General features: G+C 60.3%; 17 protein-coding genes. 2 read left to right on the forward strand and 15 right to left on the reverse strand.

Annotated elements, in window-relative coordinates:
- Positions 1–8: 8 nt before the first annotated feature.
- The 8 genes from K7R21_RS08920 to K7R21_RS08955 form a co-directional block, all read right to left on the reverse strand.
- A complete protein-coding gene (locus K7R21_RS08920; protein ID WP_224982910.1) occupies positions 9–698 on the reverse strand; it encodes a LysM peptidoglycan-binding domain-containing protein in 690 nt (229 codons plus the stop codon).
- 12 nt (positions 699–710) lie between these two features.
- On the reverse strand, positions 711–2,495 hold the full coding sequence (gene aspS, locus K7R21_RS08925; RefSeq protein WP_224982911.1) for an aspartate--tRNA ligase: 1,785 nt from the start codon (positions 2,493–2,495) through the stop codon (positions 711–713).
- 205 nt (positions 2,496–2,700) lie between these two features.
- The gene (locus K7R21_RS08930; protein WP_224982912.1) at positions 2,701–3,423 is read right to left on the reverse strand and encodes a FadR/GntR family transcriptional regulator; all 723 of its coding nucleotides are present in this window, start codon (positions 3,421–3,423) and stop codon (positions 2,701–2,703) included.
- 119 nt (positions 3,424–3,542) lie between these two features.
- The gene (locus K7R21_RS08935; RefSeq protein WP_224982913.1) at positions 3,543–4,784 is read right to left on the reverse strand and encodes a (Fe-S)-binding protein; all 1,242 of its coding nucleotides are present in this window, start codon (positions 4,782–4,784) and stop codon (positions 3,543–3,545) included.
- A gap of 72 nt (positions 4,785–4,856) precedes the next feature.
- On the reverse strand, positions 4,857–6,230 hold the full coding sequence (locus tag K7R21_RS08940; RefSeq protein WP_224982914.1) for an FAD-binding oxidoreductase: 1,374 nt from the start codon (positions 6,228–6,230) through the stop codon (positions 4,857–4,859).
- Positions 6,231–6,282: 52 nt separating this feature from the next.
- Complete coding sequence (locus tag K7R21_RS08945) at positions 6,283–6,972, reverse strand: LrgB family protein (RefSeq protein WP_224982915.1); 690 nt, start codon at positions 6,970–6,972, stop codon at positions 6,283–6,285.
- Positions 6,969–7,334, reverse strand: a complete 366-nt coding sequence (locus K7R21_RS08950; RefSeq protein ID WP_224982916.1) for a CidA/LrgA family protein — start codon at positions 7,332–7,334, stop codon at positions 6,969–6,971. Before K7R21_RS08950 ends, K7R21_RS08945 begins: the two co-directional genes overlap by 4 nt.
- Before the next feature lie 152 nt (positions 7,335–7,486).
- The gene (locus K7R21_RS08955; protein WP_224982917.1) at positions 7,487–9,436 is read right to left on the reverse strand and encodes an L-lactate permease; all 1,950 of its coding nucleotides are present in this window, start codon (positions 9,434–9,436) and stop codon (positions 7,487–7,489) included.
- A 436-nt stretch (positions 9,437–9,872) separates the two neighbouring features.
- Between K7R21_RS08955 and K7R21_RS08960 the strand changes: the two genes are divergently transcribed.
- Positions 9,873–10,424 (forward strand): LutC/YkgG family protein, encoded by a 552-nt coding sequence (locus tag K7R21_RS08960; protein WP_224982918.1) that lies wholly within the window; start codon positions 9,873–9,875, stop codon positions 10,422–10,424.
- Positions 10,421–12,556, forward strand: a complete 2,136-nt coding sequence (gene ldhH, locus K7R21_RS08965) for an L-lactate dehydrogenase (quinone) large subunit LdhH (RefSeq protein ID WP_224982919.1) — start codon at positions 10,421–10,423, stop codon at positions 12,554–12,556. The genes K7R21_RS08960 and ldhH overlap by 4 nt, the downstream gene beginning before the upstream one ends.
- Positions 12,557–12,750: 194 nt before the next feature.
- Here the strand turns inward: ldhH and K7R21_RS08970 are convergent, their stop codons facing one another.
- From K7R21_RS08970 to K7R21_RS09000, 7 genes are all read right to left on the reverse strand, one after another.
- Complete coding sequence (locus K7R21_RS08970) at positions 12,751–12,978, reverse strand: hypothetical protein (RefSeq protein ID WP_224982920.1); 228 nt, start codon at positions 12,976–12,978, stop codon at positions 12,751–12,753.
- A 360-nt stretch (positions 12,979–13,338) separates the two neighbouring features.
- On the reverse strand, positions 13,339–13,947 hold the full coding sequence (locus K7R21_RS08975; protein WP_224982921.1) for a YceI family protein: 609 nt from the start codon (positions 13,945–13,947) through the stop codon (positions 13,339–13,341).
- Between the two features lie 195 nt (positions 13,948–14,142).
- Complete coding sequence (locus K7R21_RS08980) at positions 14,143–14,400, reverse strand: GSU3473 family protein (protein WP_224982922.1); 258 nt, start codon at positions 14,398–14,400, stop codon at positions 14,143–14,145.
- A gap of 245 nt (positions 14,401–14,645) precedes the next feature.
- The gene (gene speA, locus K7R21_RS08985) at positions 14,646–16,553 is read right to left on the reverse strand and encodes a biosynthetic arginine decarboxylase (RefSeq protein WP_224982923.1); all 1,908 of its coding nucleotides are present in this window, start codon (positions 16,551–16,553) and stop codon (positions 14,646–14,648) included.
- Positions 16,554–16,595: 42 nt separating this feature from the next.
- Positions 16,596–17,726 carry a carboxynorspermidine decarboxylase gene (gene nspC / locus K7R21_RS08990; protein WP_263630675.1) on the reverse strand — a complete coding sequence of 377 codons (1,131 nt, stop codon included), beginning with the start codon at positions 17,724–17,726 and terminating at the stop codon, positions 16,596–16,598.
- A gap of 24 nt (positions 17,727–17,750) precedes the next feature.
- Complete coding sequence (locus K7R21_RS08995; protein WP_224982925.1) at positions 17,751–18,947, reverse strand: saccharopine dehydrogenase family protein; 1,197 nt, start codon at positions 18,945–18,947, stop codon at positions 17,751–17,753.
- Between the two features lie 20 nt (positions 18,948–18,967).
- On the reverse strand, positions 18,968–19,513 hold the full coding sequence (locus K7R21_RS09000) for a helix-turn-helix domain-containing protein (protein WP_224982926.1): 546 nt from the start codon (positions 19,511–19,513) through the stop codon (positions 18,968–18,970).
- Positions 19,514–19,678: the final 165 nt, after the last annotated feature.

A 19,678-nucleotide genomic window follows, 5' to 3' on the forward strand; every position in this document is an offset into this window, starting at 1 on the left:
AAGGAAATTCAGTGCAGCGGGTGGTCTTGGGCGTAATGGCGGGCCTCGGCGTAATCATCGCGCCCGGCATTTCGGGGCACGCGCAGCACCTGCCCCGGCCAGATATGTTTGGGATCGCGGATCTGGTCCCGGTTGGCCCGGTAGATCAGGGGCCAGAGGTTGCGGTCACCGTAGACCTCGGCCCGCGAGGCGATCAGCGGCAAGGATTCGCCCCTGCGCACGGTCCAGGAGGCGACCAGAACCGGCTCTTTCACCACCGGACGCGCCTTGCGCCGCTCCGCCTCGATAGCTTCCCGCTGCGCCTTTTCGGCGGCCAACGCCTTGGCCAGGCGCTCCTCCTCCAGGCGGGCCAGCCGTACCAGCTCGGCCTGCCTGCGCTCTTCGGCCAGACGCGCGGCCTCCGCCAAGCGGCGCGCTTTTTCCGCGGCCACCTCCTGTGCCAGGAGATCCCCCTTGAGGATGGTCATCTGGAAGTAGCGGTCAGCTTCCTCCTGCTCACTCTCCATGAGGTAGGCGTCCCCCTTGAGGAACGCCTGCAGCACGCTCGCGTACTCGGCCGGGCGCAGCCGCTCCCCGCCTTCGAGCTTCAGCTGGTCCAGCTTGGCCGCAGCCTCATCGCGAAACCGCGGCGGCTGCGTTGCGCAGGCCGCCGCGGTTACGAGGAGCAGCAAGGTAATGAAACGGGCAAAAAGCCTCAAAAGTGCGGACTCCTACTGCTTGGTGGCAAGACGGATGCCCAGGTCGCGCAGCTGCAGGGTGTCGACGCCCGAGGGCGCCTCGGACATGAGGCAGGCACCCTTCTGGGTTTTAGGGAAGGCGATGACGTCGCGGATGGAGTCGGATCCGGTGATCAGCATCATGAGGCGGTCCAGGCCGAAGGCGATGCCACCGTGCGGCGGGGTGCCGTACTCGAGGGCGTCCAGAAGGAAGCCGAACTTGCCGCGCGCACTTTCCTCGGAGAGCCCCAGCATCTTGAACATGAGGGACTGCACCTCTTCCTGGTGGATCCTGATGGAGCCGCCGCCTATCTCGTTGCCATTAAGGACCAAGTCGTAGGCCTTGGCGCGGCAACGGCCGGGGTCGCTCTCCACGTACTGCAGGTCCTCGTCCATCGGCGCGGTGAACGGATGGTGCACCGCGGCCCAGCGCTTCTCCTCTTCGTCCCACTCGAGCAGCGGGAAGTCAGTGATCCAGACGAAACGGAACACGTTCGGGTCGGTGAGCCCCATCTTGGCAGCCAGGTGGTTCCTGAGCTTGCCAAGCGAGTCGTTGACGACCTTGGGCTTGTCGGCCACGAACAGGAGCAGGTCCCCTTCCTTGGCGTCGAAGGCCTTGTCCATGGTGGCTATCTCTTCCGGGGTGAAGAACTTGGCGATCGGGGACTGCCACCCTTCCGCGGTCATCTTCACGTAGGCGAGGCCCTTGGCGCCGTAGATCTTGGCGAACTCGGTGAGATCGTCGATCTCCTTACGGCTCATGGCACCGGCGCCCTTGACGTTGATACCTTTGACGATACCGCCGCCGTTGACCACGTCGGCGAAGACCTTGAAGCCGGAGTTCTTGACGATGTCGGAGAGCTCCACCAGTTCGAGGCCGAAACGCAGGTCCGGGTTGTCCACGCCGAAGCGGCGGATCGCCTCCTGGTAGGTCATCCTCTGGATCGGGAGCTCGACCTTCACGCCGCCTGCTTCCGAGAAGATGCGGGCCATAAGGCCTTCCATGACCGTGATGATATCCTCGCGGTCGATGAAGGACATCTCGCAGTCGATCTGGGTGAACTCGGGCTGGCGGTCGGCGCGCAGGTCCTCGTCGCGGAAGCAGCGCACGATCTGGAAGTAACGGTCAAAGCCCGAGACCATGAGGATCTGCTTGAAGAGCTGCGGGGACTGCGGCAGTGCGTAGAACTCACCCTTGTTAATGCGCGACGGGACCAGGAAGTCGCGGGCGCCTTCGGGGGTGGATTTGGTCAGGAACGGGGTCTCCAGCTCGAGGAAGCCGTTGTCGGTTAGGTAGGAGCGGGTAAGCTGGGCCACTTTCGAGCGCAGGATCAGGTTCTGCTGCAGCTGCCCGGTCCTGAGGTCAAGGTAGCGGTACTTGAGACGGATGTTTTCGTTGACGTCGACGAAGCCGTCCAGGGTGAAAGGGAGTGCCTTGGATGGGTTCAGGAGCTTGCACTCCTTGACCAGCACCTCGACCTCGCCGGTCTTCATCTTCGGGTTGACGGTCCCTTCCGGACGCGCCGCCACGGTTCCCTTGATGGCAAGCACGAATTCGTTGCGGGCGGTCTCGGCTTTGGCGTGGGCGTCGGCGTTTCTTTCCGGGTCGAAGACCACCTGGGCAACGCCGTCGCGGTCGCGCAGGTCAACGAAGATGAGCCCGCCGTGGTCGCGCCGCTTGGCTACCCATCCCATCAGGACCACGTCCTGACCGATGTGCTCGGCCCGCAACTCGCCGCAATAACTGGTTCTCTTCCAATCGCCCAGAAAATCTATCATGTAAACCCTCCTTGGTTTTATCTGCAGGGAAATAAATCGCGTAACTATAACCAAAAACAATTTTTGCTTCAACCAAAAAGCACCCCCGCGCGGGGATCGGGCGGCGTTCCGTCTGCCGGGGCCGGTGCAGCAGCAGCGAACAGCGGAGGCAAAAAAGGCCCGGCAGAGTGATCTACCGGGCCCTGGGCTCCCCTGGCTGGGGATGTTATTCGGATCCGCGCATGGAGACGTAGGCGGAGCAGCGTTTCTGCGCGAAATCGAGGTGCTCCAGCATGGCTTCGCGGGCGCCGTCCGGGTTGCGGTCGCGGATCATCTCGTAGATCTTCAGGTGGTGATTGAAAAGCAGTCGCTGGTCCTCCTCGGTGAGGTAGACGGCGCGCCAGACGTCGCGCTGGAACTCCTGCATCGCCTCGAAGATGCTCTGCATCATATGCGACCAGACCACGTTGTGGGTGGCGCGGGCCACCAGCATGTGGAAGTGGGCGTCGAAGTCCTCGGAGTGCTGGAGCTCCTCGAGGTTCTTCTTCATCCCTTCGATGACAGCCTCGAGGCGCCGGATGTCCTCGGGAAGCGCCCGGGTCGCCGCGTACCAGGCGGTCCAGGACTCCATCCCCTTGCGCACCTCGATCACGTCGAGGGCGCGGTCGCCGTCGATGCGGATCAGCTCCGTGAGCGGCATGGCCGCAGAGTTCTCGACCAGGGAGCGGACCAGCGTCCCTCCCCCCTGGTAGGTTTCTACCAGCCCCGACGAGGTGAGGATGTTGAGCGCTTCGCGCACCGAGGGGCGGGAAACGCCGAACAGCTCGGCCAATTCGCGCTCGGGGGGGAGCTTTTCGCCGGGGTTGAATTCACCCGCCAAAATCGAACTGCGGATCTGTTCGGCGATCTGCGTCGATACCTTTTTCGGTTTAATCGGCGTAAATTTCATGAGGCACCGATACTACATTAGAGTGGCTAAGGCAACAAAATTTTTAGAATCTGGCCGCGCTGACTGCGTCAATTTGACGCATGCGTCACCCTCATTTAGACCTGCCGCACCGCTCCCGTTCAGGCATTGAGACTCATCTGCAGCAGCTCGGTCAGGTGGATCACCTTGACCGGCGGCGTAGCCTCGGCGAGCGCCTTTTTCAACTGCAATAGGCAACCGGGGTTGCTGGTGACCAGGTAATCGGCGCCAGTCTTCTGAACGTTCTGCACCTTGCGCGACAGTACCCGGTCCGACATTTCCGGTTTCTCAATGTTGTAGGTGCCGGCCGAACCGCAGCAGGCATCCGCCTCGGGAAGTTCGCGGAAGTCGATGCCCGGAATCAGGTTGATCAGGGCGCGGGGCTGGCTGCGGATACCCTGGCAGTGGGCGATGTGGCAAGGGTCGTGGTAGGTCACCTTGATCGGCAGGGGCTTGAGCTTATCTTTCAACGTCGCCGCCTCGGTGGCCAATATCTCCGAGATGTCCCGAACCTTGGTGCTAAAGGCGGTAGCGGCAGCTTCGCCATCCAGGTGGTGGCCGTACTTTTTTAACTCGGCGCCGCAGCCTCCGCAGTCGGTCACCACGAAGTCGAGCTCCTGCGACTGGAACAAGTCGGTGTTGAAGCGGGCCGCGTCCTTGAGGCCATCGATGTCGTGTCCCAGCATGTTGGGGGCACCGCAGCACTTCTGGTCCTTCGGGGTGACCACCTTGTAGCCCAGGGTGGAGAGAAGTTCCACCGTAGCGAGGCTCGCTTCGCTGAAGATGAGGCTCATGACGCACCCCAGGAAGAAGCCGACCGTCCCCTTCTGCTCGCCGACCGCCGGGGTAACCTCGCTGATGGTCTGGCGCAGCGGGGCCGCGGGGAGTTTCGGCAGCAGCCCCTCCATCCTCCCCAGTGCCGACGGAAAGACTTTCAGGAGCCCCAGCGAGCGCACCACCTTCTGCAGACCGGTGCGCTGGTAGAGGCGAAGCGGTGCAGTGGCTGCCTCAAGGCGGTCGGGGTGCGGCACCAGCTTTCTGAGGATCAGGTCCTCCATGGTGGAGAGTCCCTGTTCCTGCTTTCTCTCGCAGCGGAACTCGGCTACCAGCTCACCAGCGTTGACGCCGCAGGGGCAGGCGGAGGCGCATGCCTGGCAGTCCAGGCAGAGGGAGACGTATTCCAGGAACTTCTCGCTTTCTACCAGCTCCCCCTCCTGGAATTTGCGCACCAGTGCCACGCGGCCGCGCGGCGATGCGGTTTCCAGGAAGGTTTCCTTGTAGGTCGGGCAGTGCGGCAGGCACATGCCGCAGCGCATGCAGTTGATGAGTTTTACATATTCCATGATGCCCTCTTTCTTTTCCGATCGGTCGGACGGTCTAACTGGTCCTGCAGGGCCGGCGGAGCCGGCGCCCGCCTAGAAGATCTTGCCCGGGTTCAGGGTCCCCCTGGGGTCGAAGGCGCCCTTGATACCGCGCATGACGCGCAGCCCCGACTCCCCTACCAGCTTGGGAAGGTACTTCTTTTTGGCCACGCCGACACCGTGCTCGCCTGTGATAGTCCCCCCCATGGCGATGGTCGCGTCGAATATCTCGCCGAAAGCCTGGTGCGCCCGCTTGATCTCATCGGGGTTTCTTTCGTCGGTGAGGCAGGTCGGGTGCAGGTTGCCGTCGCCGGCGTGCCCGAAGGTGCCGATCAGCAGGTCGTACTTCTTGGCGGTGTCCTGTATCAGCTTCACCATCGGGGCGATGCAGCTTCTCGGTACCGTGGCGTCCTCGAGGATGGTGGTGGGGCGGACCCTGGCCAGGGCGGAGAGTGCCACGCGGCGAGCGGTGGCGAGCTTCAGGGCCTCCTCGGTGCTGGCCGCAGTCTGGAAGAAGGAGCAGTGGTGCCGCTCGCAGATGTCACGGATGCCGGCGGCGTCCTCCTCCACCTGGGCGGGGTGACCGTCCACCTCGATGAGAAGCACGGCGTCAACGTCCAGCGGCAGCCCCACGTGGGCATAGTCCTCGACACACTTGATGGTGGTGCGATCCAAAAACTCCAGCGTCGCCGGGATGATGCGCGCGGCGATGATGTGCGACACGGTGAGTGCGGCCTGCTCGAGCTGCGGGAAATGCACCAGCATGGTCTTCTTGGCCTGCGGCTTGGGGATGAGCTTCACAGTCACCTCGGTGAAAACGCCGAGCGTCCCTTCCGAGGAGACCAGGAGCTGGTTCAGGTTGTAACCGGCCACGTCCTTCACCACCTTGCCGCCGGTCTTCAGCACCTCGCCGTCCGGGAGGATAGTCTTCAGGCCCATGACGTAGTCATCGGTGACGCCGTACTTAAGTCCCCTCAGGCCGCCGGAGTTTTCGGCCACGTTCCCCCCCATGGTGGAGATGTTCATGCTGCCCGGGTCGGGCGGATAGAACAGACCTTTGGCCTCTACCTCGCGATGCAGGGTCGAGGTTATGACGCCGGTCTCGACCGTCGCGGTCAGGTTCTCCTCATCGATCTCGACGATCCGGTTCATCCTGCTGGTCTGCAAGACGACGCCGGCATCGAAGGAGATGGAGCCGCCGGAGAGGTTGGTGCCTGAGCCGCGCGGGGTGACGCGGACGCCGGTGCCGTTGCAGAGCGCCAGCACCTTGGAGATCTCCTCTGCAGTGCCGGGGAGCACCACCGCGCCCGGGCGGCTTTGCAATTCGGGGGTCGAGTCGTAGCCGTAGCAGGCCAGTGATTCGGGATCAGAAAGGGTGTACTGCTCCCCCACGATGTTGCTGAGGGCTTTTATGAAGCTATCTTCCATGGCGTTAGTTCCTTTCATTCGTGTGAGGTTGAACCGTTAGCCGCTGTCGCTGCTAGCGCAGAAAAAGAGGCAAATAGTAAGGAGCCACCAGCGCGGTGAAAACCGCCGCAATGGCCATGGCCACACCGCCCATGGCACCGGCGGTCTCGTTTTCCAGTAGCGCCACGGCGGTACCCTGCCCGTGCGAGACGGTGCCCAGGGCGAGCCCGCGGGCGACCGGGCTCTGCACCCGGCACAGGGTGAGCAGCGTGGGGCCAGCGACGGAGCCGATCATCCCGGTGGCGACTACGAAGGCGGCGGTGAGACTCGCGTCGCCCCCGGTCAACCGGGAGATCTCCACCGCGATGGGGACTGTCACCGATTTCGGCCCCAAGGAGAGAAGCACGCCGTCATCCAGGCGCAGCAACCGTCCGGCCACGAGTGCCGCGGCCATGGTGGTCAGGGAGCCGGCGGCGACGCCGGAGAAAACCGGAAGCGCGTGTCTGCGCAGCACGAGCCGGTTGTGATACAGCGGCAGCGCCAGCGCCACGGTGGCCGGTCCCAGCAGGAAGGTCATCACGTCCTTCGCGGGGCGGTAATCCTCCAGCGTGAGCCCGGTCGCCTGCAGCAGCGCGATGATGGCTACAGTGCTGAGAAAGACCGGGTTCAACAGCGGGTGGCGGTAGGTGAGGAAGAGCCAGCGGGTGGCCAAATAGACACCCACGGTGAGCAGCACCAGCGAGGTGAAGATCAGCGGGTTCACGGATCCCTCCTGCGCTGCAAAAGCTGTACGGAAACTCCGGTCACCGCCGCCCCGGCAAGCGCACTCAGCAGCAGGATGACCAGCAGTGCCAGGCCACTGCGGCGCATCAGAGGACCGAAGGACATGAGCCCCACCGAGATCGGAATAAAGAAGAAAGCGAAGTGCTTGAGGAGAAAGCCGCTGCCGGCCTCGATCCAGGTTGGCTTGACTACGCCACTTACCAGCAGGGCGAACATGAGCAGCATTCCGGCCACGTTGCCGGGAAGAGAGAGATGAAGCGCGCCGACCAGGTACACCCCCAGGCGGAACACCAGCCACAGGAGCGCGGTCTGCCAAGTTATCTTGATGAGGTTAGTCGCCATGCCATGATGCCCTTAGTCGTTTAGAGTGGTCCCGGCGCCGCAGTATCAGACTGGTCGTTGTGCGAGCGGTGACCGGTGACGCTTCCCGCCGCCCACACGGGCGCCGGAAATTCCCCGGGAGGTGTGGCCTCCCGGGGTGTGACTGCCGTCTATCAGGGGATCATCCAGGGGAAGACATATGCCTGCAGCGCGACGATGATGCCCATGACCGTGGTCAGGAACAGGGCGTGCTTCAGGGTGAAGCGGAACAGGTTCCCCTCTTCGCCGACGAGGCCAGTGGCTGCGCAGGCGACGGCGATGGACTGCGGGGAGATCATCTTGCCCATGACACCACCGCTGGTGTTGGCCGCGCCGGTCAGGAGCGGGTTCATACCCAGCTGCTCCGCGGTCACCTTCTGCAGGCCACCGAAGAGGACGTTGCTGGAGGTATCCGAGCCGGTCAGGAACACGCCGAGCATGCCCAGGAACGGGGAGAGGAACGGGAACATCGCGCCCGCCTTGGTGAAGGACATGCCCATGCTGGTGGTCATGCCCGAAGCATTCATGACGAAGGCGAGACCGACCACCGAGGCGACGGTGACCGCCGGCCAGCGCATGTCGTACAGGGTCTTGCCCAACACCTGGATGAAAGAGCCGACGCCGACGCCGCAGATGAGGGCCGAGATGATGGCCGCGATCAGGATGGCGGTGCCGGCCGCGGACATGAAGTTGAAGGTGAACTTGGCGGCAACCTTGGCCGGGAGCTGATCGGTGACGGCCTTGTCCAGCGCCTTGAACTGCGCCTTATCAACTGTCTTGGCCTCGACCAAATCTTTCTGGATTTTCTGCAGGTCCTTCTGCTTCTTCTCGACCGCGTCATAGGCAGCCAGTCGCTCGGCGGTGACGACAGCCTTGCCGGCGGGGAGACTCTGCTCAACTGCCAGCACCTTGTCCTCGAGCGCCTGCAGTTCGGTCAGACCGACGGCCAGGGCTGCCTGCTTGGCATCAGCCGGGGAGAGGAGCGCGGCCTGCTTGGCGGCTTCCGCCTTAACTGCTGCGACCTTCTTGATGCCGTCCTCCGGCTTGGTGACTTTCTTAACAATGGCGTTGTCCAGGCCGGCGACCGGGATGACGACCTTGCTCTTGTCCAGGGAGGTCTTCACCGACGGGATGCCCCAGACCAGCACCATGATGGTGAGCACCAGGTAGGGAGCCCAAGCGCGGAACACCTCAGCGCCGGTGTAGTCATGGCTTTCCTTGCCGCTGAACTCCGGCTCGTGATCGAAGGTCCAAACGGTGGCGGGCTGCCAGAACTTGAGCAGGATGACCAGGGCGGCCAGGGTCAACAGCGATGCGGTGACGTCGGGGAGGTAGGGACCGAGGTAGCTCGCGGTGCCCCACTGTGCGAAGGCGAAGGTGACGCCGCAGACGATGATGGCCGGCAGCACCTCGATGGTCTTCTTCCAACCAGCCATGATCATGATGACGTAGAACGGGATGAAGATGGAAATGAAGGGGAGCTGGCGCCCCACCATGGTGGAGAGCTTCATGAGACCTGCATCGTCGTACCCCATGACGCCGGCCAGTGCGACCACCGGGATGCCGATGGCGCCGAAGGCGACCGGCGCGGTGTTGGCGATAAGACAGACACCCGCCGCGTAGAAGGGACGGAAACCCAGGCCGACCAGCGTGGCGCCGGCGATGGCGACAGGAGTGCCGAAGCCTGCGGCACCTTCGATGAATGCGCCGAAACAGAAGGCGATCAGCAGGGCCTGCAGGCGACGGTCACCGGTGAGCCCAGCCAGCGAGGCACGGATCACTTCGAACTGCCCTCCCTTGACCGTGATGTTGTAGAGGAGAATGGTGGTCACCACGATGTAGAAGACGGGGAAGAGACCAAAGGCGGCGCCGTGCAGGGTGGCAAGCCCGGCGAGCTTAGCCGGCATCTGCCATACGAAGATGGCGATGGCAATGGCGGAGGCAACCGCCAGCGGGCCGGCCTTGTGAGCCTTCATCTTGAAGACGGCCAGACAGACAAAGATGACGACGAGGGGGATGGCGGCAACCAGCGCGGACATCGCGAGGCTTCCCGCAACGGGAGTGTAGCTCTGAATCCATGGCATGACTGATGTTCTCCTTTGGTTCGTGATGCTGGTATGGGCGGCAAAATTGGCTATCTCAATTCAAATCGAATACGTTCGGAATGCCCCTACTGGGTGACGCCCACGACCTGACTTGCGGAGAACAGGGCAATCAAACCAAGTTATACATTTTGGTAAGGCCAATTAACCACCTTTTCAGAACAGTGTCAAGTTATTTTGCATACGCTATATAAATAGCTTTACTGATGCGGTTTTTTGGACTAGGATATTTTGGCCATATGGTAATATCTTTTTTCTTATATACCTAAGACCTGCTTCGCCGAACGAACGTATGACAGAAAAATCGAACAGGTTCCAAAGGATTTAAAACAGCTTTACCCTCATCAAACGCCCCACTCTCACGAAACCGACGCGGTGTTAAGCGGGTAATGTCAAAAGCGATGGAGGAAGAACAGCTATGTACGAGCAATTTAAGGCCAGGGCAGTCGGGGTCGGGGCGGAAGTGCACCGGGTCGGCACCTGTAGCGACGCGGTCGAATTCGTCCTCTCATTTTTAAAACAGGAAGGAGTTACCGACACTGCGGGGAGCTATGCCGTTTGGGCCAAGGGCCCTTTTCTGGAGGCGGCAGGCCAGGAGTCGCTGGCAGGAATTCCCGGGCTGGGCTTCGAGGTGACCAGAGAGCGTGCGGCACAGGCAAAGGTCGGCATCAGCGACATGTCCTTTGCCGTGGCCGACACCGGTTCCCTGGTGCAGGACCAGGCTGCGCCGGACCAGCGTTTGGCTTCCGCGCTGACCGGTATCCACATCGCACTGGTCCCGTCTGCCAACATCGTCGCTGACAAGGCAGCCCTCTTCGCCCGCATCAATCCTAAAAACAGTCGTTACATAGCCTTCATCACCGGCCCCAGCCGTACCGCGGATATCGAGCGCGTTCTCACTATTGGCGTACATGGGCCGGAGCGACTAATAATTCTGTTTGTCGACGAGTTGGGAGGTGAGAAGAAATGAAACAGGAATTCAAGGCATCGATAAAGCGGGCTTTGAACGACGCCAACCTCACCGGCGCGTTGGGGAAGTTTTCGGAAGCTTACAAAGTGAATCGCACTAAGGCCTACGAGGGGATCGACTTCGAGGAGTTGCGCGGCCGCATCGCCGAGGCCAAGTCGGCGGCGGCCTGCCATCTGGACGAGGTGGCGGAAACCTTCCGCAAAAACGCCGAGGCCCTCGGCGCCAAGGTCTTCCTTACCAGCGACCCTGAAGAGGTGAAACAGTACATCCTCAAGGTGGCGCGCGACAACGGCGTTAAGAATGTGGTGAAATCGAAGTCCATGGCCACGGAGGAGATCCACCTGAACAAGGCCCTCGTCGAGCAGGGCATTTCCGTCGCCGAGACCGACCTGGGCGAGTGGATCATCCAGCTCGCCGGGCAGACCCCGTCCCACATGGTGATGCCCGCCATCCATATGACCAAGGAGGAAGTCGCCGACATCTTCAGTAAGGAAGTGAACGAGCGGCTGGACACGGACATCCCGCGCCTGGTCAAGGTGGCCAGAAATGAACTGCGCCCGAAGTTCCTGGAGGCCGACATGGGCATCTCCGGCGGCAACATCGCCGTCGCCGAGACCGGCTCTATCGTCCTGGTTACCAACGAGGGGAACGCGCGCCTTGTGACCACCCTGCCCCGCATCCACGTGGCACTGATCGGCGTCGAGAAGCTGGTCGAGAAGTTCGAGACGGTGGTGCCGATCCTTGACGCACTGCCGAGAAGCGCCACCGCACAGCTCCTCACTAGCTATGTTTCCATCATCACGGGGCCCACTCAGAACGATGACGGCTCTACCAAGGAGCTGCACATCATCCTGATGGACAACCAGCGCACGCAAATGGCCAAGGACCCCAAGTTCAAGCAGGCGCTGCAGTGCATCCGCTGCGGCTCTTGCCTAAACGTCTGTCCAATCTTCCGCCTGGTAGGCGGGCACGTCTTCGGCAAGGTCTACACCGGCGGCATCGGCACCATCCTCACCGCATGGTTCGACGAGCTGAAGAAGTCCGAGGAGATCCAGGGACTGTGTATCCAGTGCGGTAACTGCACCCAGGTTTGCCCGGGCAAGCTGGACATCCCGGAGATGATCATGGAGATCAGGCGGCGGCTGGTGCTGGAAAAAGGACAGCCCCTGGTGCAGAAGGCGATCTTCAGCGTGGTCAACAACAGGAAGCTCTTCCACGGCATGCTGCGCGCCGCCTCGGTCGCCGGCAAGCCCTTCACTTCCGGCAAATTCATCCGCCACCTGCCGCTGTTCCTGTCCGAGCTCACCGACGGGCGCAGCCTTCCGGCCATAGCGGAGAAACCGTTCCGGGACCTCTATGCGGGGATCCAGCAACCCAAGGGTAAAGAAAAGGCCGTCTTCTACGCCGGCTGCCTGATCGACTTCGCCTACCCGGAAACCGGGGTCGCACTGGTCAAGCTGCTTAACAAGGCCGGGATCGAGGTGGTGTTCCCGGAGGAGCAGACCTGCTGCGGCGCACCCGCGCTCTACAGTGGCGCCTACGAGGTCGCCGCCCAGAACGCCGCTGATAACATCACGGCGCTCCTGGAACAGGACGCCCAATATGTCGTTTCCGCCTGCCCCACCTGTACCGTGGCGCTCGCCCATGATTTCGCCAAAACCCTCGAGGCTGTCGGGCGAACCGAGTGGCTGGACAAGGCGAAACAACTGGCCGAAAAGACCGTTGATCTCGCCACACTGGTCAAGCACCTGGTGGACGAGGGACGCCTGAGTTTCCAGGAAGGGGCTGAGCTCGGCAAGATCACCTACCACGACTCCTGTCATCTGAAGCGGACGCTGAAGGTTTCGGAACAGCCGCGCGAACTGCTGCAGCAAGCCGGCTACCAGGTCGAGGAGATGTTCGAGTGCGACATGTGCTGCGGCATGGGGGGATCCTACTCCATGAAGCTGCCGGAGATCTCGGCGCCGATCCTGAAGAGGAAGCTGAAGAACATCAAGGAGACCGGGGCGCCACTGGTGGCGATGGACTGCCCGGGATGCGTGCTGCAGATCAGCGGCGGGTTCGATCAAGACGGAGCTGCGGTGCGGGTCAAGCACACGGCCGAACTACTTGCAGAACGGCTAAAAGATTAGTACTCAAGTCCCCTCTCCCTTTGGGAGAGGGCTAGGGTGAGGGGAGTAGCGCTAGAACCTTACCCTCACCCGCCCTTCGGGTACCCTCTCCCGGAGGGAGAGGGTAGTAGCTGTAGATCATGACTAGCCAGAAAAAGAAAAGCCGCTCAGAAGAGCGGCTTTTCTTTTTACAGCGGACTACTACCACACCCTTGTTACGCCTTCATCTTGGCAGCCTCCGTTTTGCCAACCAGCGCCTTCAACGCGCCGATAACCAGCATGGCTGCAGGAACCATCTGGCCCGCGACGATGACTGCGGCAAAGCCCATGAAAGCCCAGACAAGGATGCCAGGCTCATCCGCCTGCGCACCGTTAGCGGCAAAAGCCGACGTTGCCGATGCGACTGTTGCGATGATCGAGGTGATAGGTGCTTTCGCTCTCATGACATCCTCCTTTTAGGATCGGTTGTTAGCCTGCTGGTTTCATGAACAGCATCATCCGTGCCAGAGACTGAGCCAGTCCTACATTTGTGCCAAGTATTTGATATCACGTCACTTTGTAAATGATTACCAACCACGGGGCACAGCAGCAGCGGCGCGGGTAGTATGTTTTTTTCATACACCCAGCTCCGCACTCCCCCCCCACCACCCCATGGCTTTACCACAACGCATTGAAAACACATGGAATATTTCCTAACGCAGGGGTGTATAATCGCCGCATGCGGCCACTGTTCAACCTTAAAACGAACAGGGGGCCCCTCCTGCCGGAGGCGCCCCCTGTTCCACCACTATCGGTTCTGCTGCTTACTTGGCCTTGGTCATTTCCACCTCGATATTGATCTTGACCTCGTCACCGACGGCTACTCCTCCCGCTTCCATCATCTTGTTCCAGGTAAGGCCAAAATCTTTCCTGTTGATGCTGGTGCTTGCCGTGGCGCCGCGCCGCATGGTGCCCATCGGGTCCTTGATCTCAGGCGAGAGTCCTTCCACGTCAAGGACTACCGGCCTGGTCACGCCGTGCAGGGTCAGGGTGCCCATAACCTTGAAGTTCCCCCCGCTCCCCCTAGAGACACCGGTGGAGACAAAGGTCATGGTGGGGTACTTGGCGACATCCAGGAAGTCCTGACTTTTCAGGTGTGCGTCACGCTTGGCGACGCCGGTATCGATGGAAGTGGTATCGATGGTTGCCGTCACCGAAGACCTACTGAGGTCGCTGTCATCGATGTTGACCACACCGGAAACCTTGCCGAATACCCCCTTGACGTTGGAGACCATCAAATGGCGCACCTTGAAGCCTATGCTGCTGTGGTCGGAGTCTATGTGCCAGGTGGCAGCCGAGGCAAGTACCGGTGCTGCAAAAAGAAATGCTGCCGTTAACAAGCCGGTGACCCGAGTCCCTGTCAATCTAAACATGGCCATCCTCCTCTGTGTCACTTGGTGCAACCAAACGACAAAATGATGTCATACGACATCACAATAATACCATTTTGGTCCTGTTTGTCGATAATGAGAAAAAGGCTTCGCAGGTCGGAGCCCGGTGACGGTCACCGAGCGTGTCAACGGATGGGAAAAGGTAGGGCAAGACGTGATGTATGGAGACGGCGATTTTCAGTCAGACAGCGGTCGAACCGGGGCAGGCGAGACCGCGGCCTTTATGCCGAATAGGCCAAGTGCAGCAGCGGCACCCCTACGTTCCTCACCGAAGTACGGCGAGCAACGCTGACTACGCACCGGATCGATGCCGACGCGAACCCACCCGGACCTCCGCTTGAAACTGGAGATGGCGCCAGACTGGATCAATTGATCCAGCATGTAGTCTTTGACGTAGTCGAACTTGTTGTCGTCGTAGCTCACCTGAATCAGCATTACGTCCTCCACACCTTGAGATGGATGCCGCCATCTGTTTCGGAAACGACACGGTACCTGCCTCGTATCGGCACCAGAGCTTAGCACAGGCTATTGAAAATGTCCAAATGATACGACATTTCTTATGCCAGCTTTGCCAAGCCTGGCGGGACATGCGCCGTCCCTGAAACAGTAACAGGGGAAAACCATTGGCTTTCCCCTGTACATTATCGACAACGAGACGTCTGACTTTAATAAAAGCTGAACTATTCTCCCAGGTAGGTGTAGGACTGCAGCGTTTTGTCCAGGAGTTCCAGGAAGTGGCTGCTCTCCTCGATAGACACCTTCTGCAGAGAAACGTCCTTCTCCAGGTTATTGCGGACCCGCTTTAGGATCTCCTGGGCGTCGTACTGCACGTACTTCAGGCTCTCCCAGGTGGCGTCACCGGTGATGACAGTATCGATCTTGTAGTTGGTCTTCTTGTTGAAGGTAATGTGCACGGCGTTGGTGTCGCCGAACAGGTTGTGCATGTCGCCCAAGATCTCCTGGTAGGCGCCGATCAGGAAGAAGCCAATGTAGTACTGCTCGTCACCCTTGATCTTGTGCAGCGGCAGCGCCTTGGTCCTGCCATTTTCTCCAACGAAGCTGGTGATCTCGCCGTCAGAGTCACAGGTGATATCGGCGATGGAGGCTAGGACGTCCGGTTTCTCGTCCAGACGCTGGATCGGGACGATCGGGAAGAGCTGATCGATGGCCCAGGAGTCCGGGATGGACTGGAACAGCGAGAAGTTGGCGAAGTAGGTCTGCCTCAGGCTCAGCTGGAAGTTCTGCAGCTCGTCCGGGATCGGCTTCATCTTCTCCACGATGGAGTTGATCTTCCTGATGATCTTCGAGTAGATCCACTCCGCGTTGGCGCGCTCGGCCATGTTCAGATAGCCCAGGTTGAAAAGGCTCACCGACTCCTGGATCAGCTGGATGGTGTCGTGGTAGTCCTCGCGCAGGGAGTGCTTGTCGATGCTCTTGTAGATGTCGACCAGTTTCTTGACTGTCGGGGAAAGCTTCTCCGTCTCGGTCAGGATGAACTCGAAGTCCGGCATGAGCGTCTGAGTGTTGTTGTTAAGCACGTCGGTGATCAGCACCGAGTAGTGTGCGACGGTGGCGCGGCCGGACTCGGAGATGATGTTCGGGCACGGCACGCCGGCGTCGTCACATATGTTCTTAACCTGGTAGATGACGTCATTGGCGTACTCATCGAGCGAATAGTTGACGCTGGAGAAGTAGCTCGACTTGGAGCCGTCGTAGTCGACGCCGAGGCCGCCACCGATATCTAGGAACTCGAGGTCGACGCCGAGTTTCCTCATCTCGGCGTAGATCCTGGTTCCCTCGATCAGGGCGTTCTTGATTTTGTCGATCTTGGTGATCTGGCTGCCAACATGGAAGTGAAGCAGTTTCACGGTGTTCAGCATGCCGTTTTCGCGCAGCATGTCGATTGCTGCAATGATCTCCGAGATGCGCAGGCCGAACTTGGCGTCCTCGCCGCCGGAGGTAGACCACTTGCCGATCCCCTTGGAGGAGAGCTTGACGCGGATGCCCAGTTTCGGCGTGATCCCGGTCTTTTTGGCGACCTCGACGATTTTCTCGAGCTCGAACAGTTTCTCCACCACGATGGTGATGTCATAGCCGACGCGGGTGGCGAAGAGCACGGTCTCGATGAACTCAGTGTCCTTGTAGCCGTTGCAGATGATGGGAAGGTTGCTCCCGGTCACCATAGAGATGGCCGCCACCAGTTCCGGCTTGGAGCCGACCTCGAGGCCGATGTTGTACTTCTTGCCGAAATTGGCGATCGCCTCAACCACCTGGCGCTGCTGATTGACCTTGATCGGGTAGAAGGTCTGGTACTTGGCCGGGTAGTTGTTGTCGTGAATAGCGTTTTTGAACACGCGGCTGATGGAGGCGATACGCCCCTCCAGGATGTTCATGAAGCGCAGCAGGATCGGCGGCTTGATCTTTCTCTTGATCAGGTCGTCGACCAGCACCTTCAGATCGATTGAGTATTTTGAATTGGGGGTCGGATGTACGCAGACGTTACCCTTCTTGTTGACCGAGAAGAGTTCCGCGCCCCAGTTGTCGATGTTGTAGATCTTCGAGGAATCGTTGATGGTCCATTTAGCCATGTTCAGTTCACCATGTTCAGCAAAGTGGAATGTTGACAGTCATCACGACAGCCGGTTCTTGAAATCTTCATAGCCGAAGCTGCGCACAACGCACAGTTCCCCGGTTTGCGGCTCATAGGTACAAATATGCGGCAGTTGGATGCCGTTGAACGTGGTCGTCTTGACCATGGTGTAGTGCGACATGTCCAGGAAGGCAAGCTTCTCCCCCGGCACCAGTTCATGGTCGAAGGACCAATCGCCGATCACGTCGCCGGCCAGGCACGAAGGTCCGCCGAGGCGGTAGTCGTGCCCCTTCTCTCCCGGCAGGTAGCCGTTCTGGATCTCTGGACGGTAGGGCATCTCCAGGATGTCAGGCATATGGCAGGTGGCCGAGACGTCCAGGATTGCGATATCCGCCTCGTTGTGCACTACGTCCAGCACTTCGGAGACCAGTATGCCGGTGCCGATGGCGATGGCCTCGCCCGGCTCGAGGTAGACCTCGAGGTCGTACTTCTCGCGGTAGTAGCGCACCAGTTCCACCAGGGCGTCGATGTCGTACCCCTCGCGGGTGATGTGGTGCCCCCCACCCAGGTTCAGCCACTTCATCTGCGGCAGGAACTCGCCGAACTTCTCCTCGAAGACCTTGGAGGTGCGCTCCAGGGGCTCGAAGAGCTGCTCGCACAGGGTGTGAAAATGGAGCCCTTCCACGCCGGCGAGAGATTTACCCTCGAACTCGGAGTGCAGGATGCCCAGGCGCGACTTGGGCGCCGCCGGGTCGTAGATCGGCGTGTGTCCCTCGGAGTGCCCGGGGTTGACTCGCAGGCCAATTGAGACGCGGCCGGCTTCCTTTTCCCACATGGGGCGAAAGCGCTCCAGCTGGTTGAACGAGTTGAACACCAAGTGGTTCGAGGTGGTGAGCAGCTCCGCCACGTCGCTTTCTTTGAATGCGGCTGAGAAGCTGTGCACCTCTTTGCCAAATTCCTCGCGACCAAGACGCGCCTCCCACGGCGAGCTGGCGCAGATCCCGTGCAGCGTCTGCGCGATGATCGGGAAGACGCTCCACATGGAAAACGCCTTCAGAGCCAGGAGGATCTTGGCGCCGCTGCGCTGTTGCACCTCGTCGAGTATCGCCAAATTGTGGCGCAGCCGCCCCAGGTCGACCACGAAGGCCGGCGAGGGAGCGATCCGCGTCATTTCTTCTACGTGCAGTTTGGTCACTTACAGTTCCGCCCAGTCACCACCGTCGACAACGACGGTCGGGAGGCCCATGGGGCCCAGTTTCTCGATAAACGGCTCCGGATCGAACTGCTCCATGTTGAACACGCCCTCGCTGCGCCACTTGCCGGTGAGCATCATGATGGCGCCAACCACGGCCGGAACGCCGGTGGTGTAGCTGATGGCCTGGCTCTTCACTTCGCGGTAGCACGCCTCGTGGTCGCAGATGTTGTAGATGTAGACCTGCTTGCGCTTGCCGTCCTTAATGCCGCGGGCAATGACGCCGATGCAGGTGCGCCCCTTGGTGAGCGGCCCGAGGCTGCCCGGATCCGGCAGCACCGCTTTCAGGAACTGCAGCGGCACGATCTTCTGGCCGTTGAACTCGACCTCGTCGATGCGGGTCATGCCGACGTTCTGCAGCACTTCAAGGTGCTTCAGGTAGTTGTCGGAGAAGGTCATCCAGAACTGTGCCTTCTTGATGGTCGGGATGTGCTTCACCAGCGACTCCATCTCCTCGTGGTACATGCGGTAGATGTTCATCGGGCCAATGGCATCCGGGAAGTCGAACACGCGCTTGGTGGACAGGGGCGCGGTCTCGACCCAGTCGCCGTTCTCCCAGTGACGGCAGGGAGCGGTCACCTCGCGGATGTTGATCTCTGGGTTGAAGTTGGTGGCAAAGGGCTGACCGTGGTTGCCCGCGTTGGCGTCGATGATGTCGATCTCGTGCACTTCGTCCAGGTACTTCTTGGCGGCAAGTGCAGTGTAGACGTTGGTGACGCCCGGGTCGAAGCCGGAACCGAGCAGGGCCATCAGCCCCTTCTCTTTGAAGCGGTCCTGGTAGGCCCACTGCCAGCTGTACTCGAATTTGGCGGTATCAAGGGGCTCGTAGTTGGCGGTATCGAGATAGTCCACGCCTGTGGCCAGGCAGGCGTCCATGATGGTCAGGTCCTGGTACGGCAGCGCCACGTTGATGACCAGCTTGGGCTGCTCGCGCTTGATCAGCTCTATCAGCTCCGGCACGTTGTCGGCATCCACCTGCGCGGTGCCGATCGGGAACTCTATCTGGTCCGCGATGGCGCGGCACTTGGATTCGGTGCGGGAAGCGAGGGTAATGGCGGTGATCACGCCGGTTGCCTGGGCACACTTATGGGTAACAACCCCGCCTACGCCGCCTGCCCCGATAATCAATACTTTGCTCATTTGACTAGCTCTCCTTCTTATCAATAGTAAAACGTTGGGGGTGTCACAACCCAGAGCAGCTTCGCCGCGCTCTTTCCTACATTTTTGACTGTATGCTTGCGGTCCGAGGAGAAGTAGAAGCACTCCCCCTTGTCCACCGTATATAGCTTGTCGTCCAACCGTAACTGCACCTTGCCGGAAATGACGAAACCGAATTCCTCGCCCTCGTGGATGGGCTGTTCGTCCATCTCGCCGCCGGGATCGAGTGTCACCAGCACCGGGTCCATCTCACGGTTCTGCGCGCCAGGCACCAGGAGCTCCACCTTGACGGTATCGCCATCGTCGGTCGCCTGCACCCGGGCATCTTTTCCGAAGACGATGTCCTGGTCGACTTCTTCACTGAAGAACTCCTGCATGCTGATGCCGAGAACGTCGACGATGTCTTTCAGCGTCGCGATGGACGGTGAGGTCGCGTCGTTCTCCAGCTGCGAAATGAAGCCCTTGGTCAGATCAGCGCGGCTGGCCAGCTCTTCTTGAGTGAGCGAATTGGCCATCCTGAGCCTCTTCAACCTCTCACCGATTTTCAAGTGCCCTCCCCGGTTTAGTAACAGTAAACCTTTTGTATTTTGGCAATGTATTGCGTTGCCCGAAGTTTGTCAACAAAAAGTTTAGTAATGGTATACTTCCTGTTTAACATTTAACACTCATTAATATTACTACTGTTATAAGTTGCTGATGTCCTGACAGTTTAC

This window comes from Geomonas agri (assembly GCF_020179605.1).
GTDB lineage: Bacteria > Desulfobacterota > Desulfuromonadia > Geobacterales > Geobacteraceae > Geomonas > Geomonas agri.

What these genes read in the sequence shown, in the direction of transcription:
- aspS (WP_224982911.1), bottom strand. Translation starts at nt 2,495, where the DNA reads ATGATAGATTTTCTGGGCGATTGGAAGAGAACCAGTTATTGCGGCGAG.
- K7R21_RS08930 (WP_224982912.1), bottom strand. Translation starts at nt 3,423, where the DNA reads ATGAAATTTACGCCGATTAAACCGAAAAAGGTATCGACGCAGATCGCC.
- K7R21_RS08935 (WP_224982913.1), bottom strand. Translation starts at nt 4,784, where the DNA reads ATGGAATATGTAAAACTCATCAACTGCATGCGCTGCGGCATGTGCCTG.
- K7R21_RS08940 (WP_224982914.1), bottom strand. Translation starts at nt 6,230, where the DNA reads ATGGAAGATAGCTTCATAAAAGCCCTCAGCAACATCGTGGGGGAGCAG.
- K7R21_RS08950 (WP_224982916.1), bottom strand. Translation starts at nt 7,334, where the DNA reads ATGGCGACTAACCTCATCAAGATAACTTGGCAGACCGCGCTCCTGTGG.
- K7R21_RS08955 (WP_224982917.1), bottom strand. Translation starts at nt 9,436, where the DNA reads ATGCCATGGATTCAGAGCTACACTCCCGTTGCGGGAAGCCTCGCGATG.
- K7R21_RS08960 (WP_224982918.1), top strand. Translation starts at nt 9,873, where the DNA reads ATGTACGAGCAATTTAAGGCCAGGGCAGTCGGGGTCGGGGCGGAAGTG.
- ldhH (WP_224982919.1), top strand. Translation starts at nt 10,421, where the DNA reads ATGAAACAGGAATTCAAGGCATCGATAAAGCGGGCTTTGAACGACGCC.
- K7R21_RS08970 (WP_224982920.1), bottom strand. Translation starts at nt 12,978, where the DNA reads ATGAGAGCGAAAGCACCTATCACCTCGATCATCGCAACAGTCGCATCG.
- K7R21_RS08975 (WP_224982921.1), bottom strand. Translation starts at nt 13,947, where the DNA reads ATGTTTAGATTGACAGGGACTCGGGTCACCGGCTTGTTAACGGCAGCA.
- K7R21_RS08980 (WP_224982922.1), bottom strand. Translation starts at nt 14,400, where the DNA reads ATGCTGATTCAGGTGAGCTACGACGACAACAAGTTCGACTACGTCAAA.
- speA (WP_224982923.1), bottom strand. Translation starts at nt 16,553, where the DNA reads ATGGCTAAATGGACCATCAACGATTCCTCGAAGATCTACAACATCGAC.
- nspC (WP_263630675.1), bottom strand. Translation starts at nt 17,726, where the DNA reads ATGACGCGGATCGCTCCCTCGCCGGCCTTCGTGGTCGACCTGGGGCGG.
- K7R21_RS08995 (WP_224982925.1), bottom strand. Translation starts at nt 18,947, where the DNA reads ATGAGCAAAGTATTGATTATCGGGGCAGGCGGCGTAGGCGGGGTTGTT.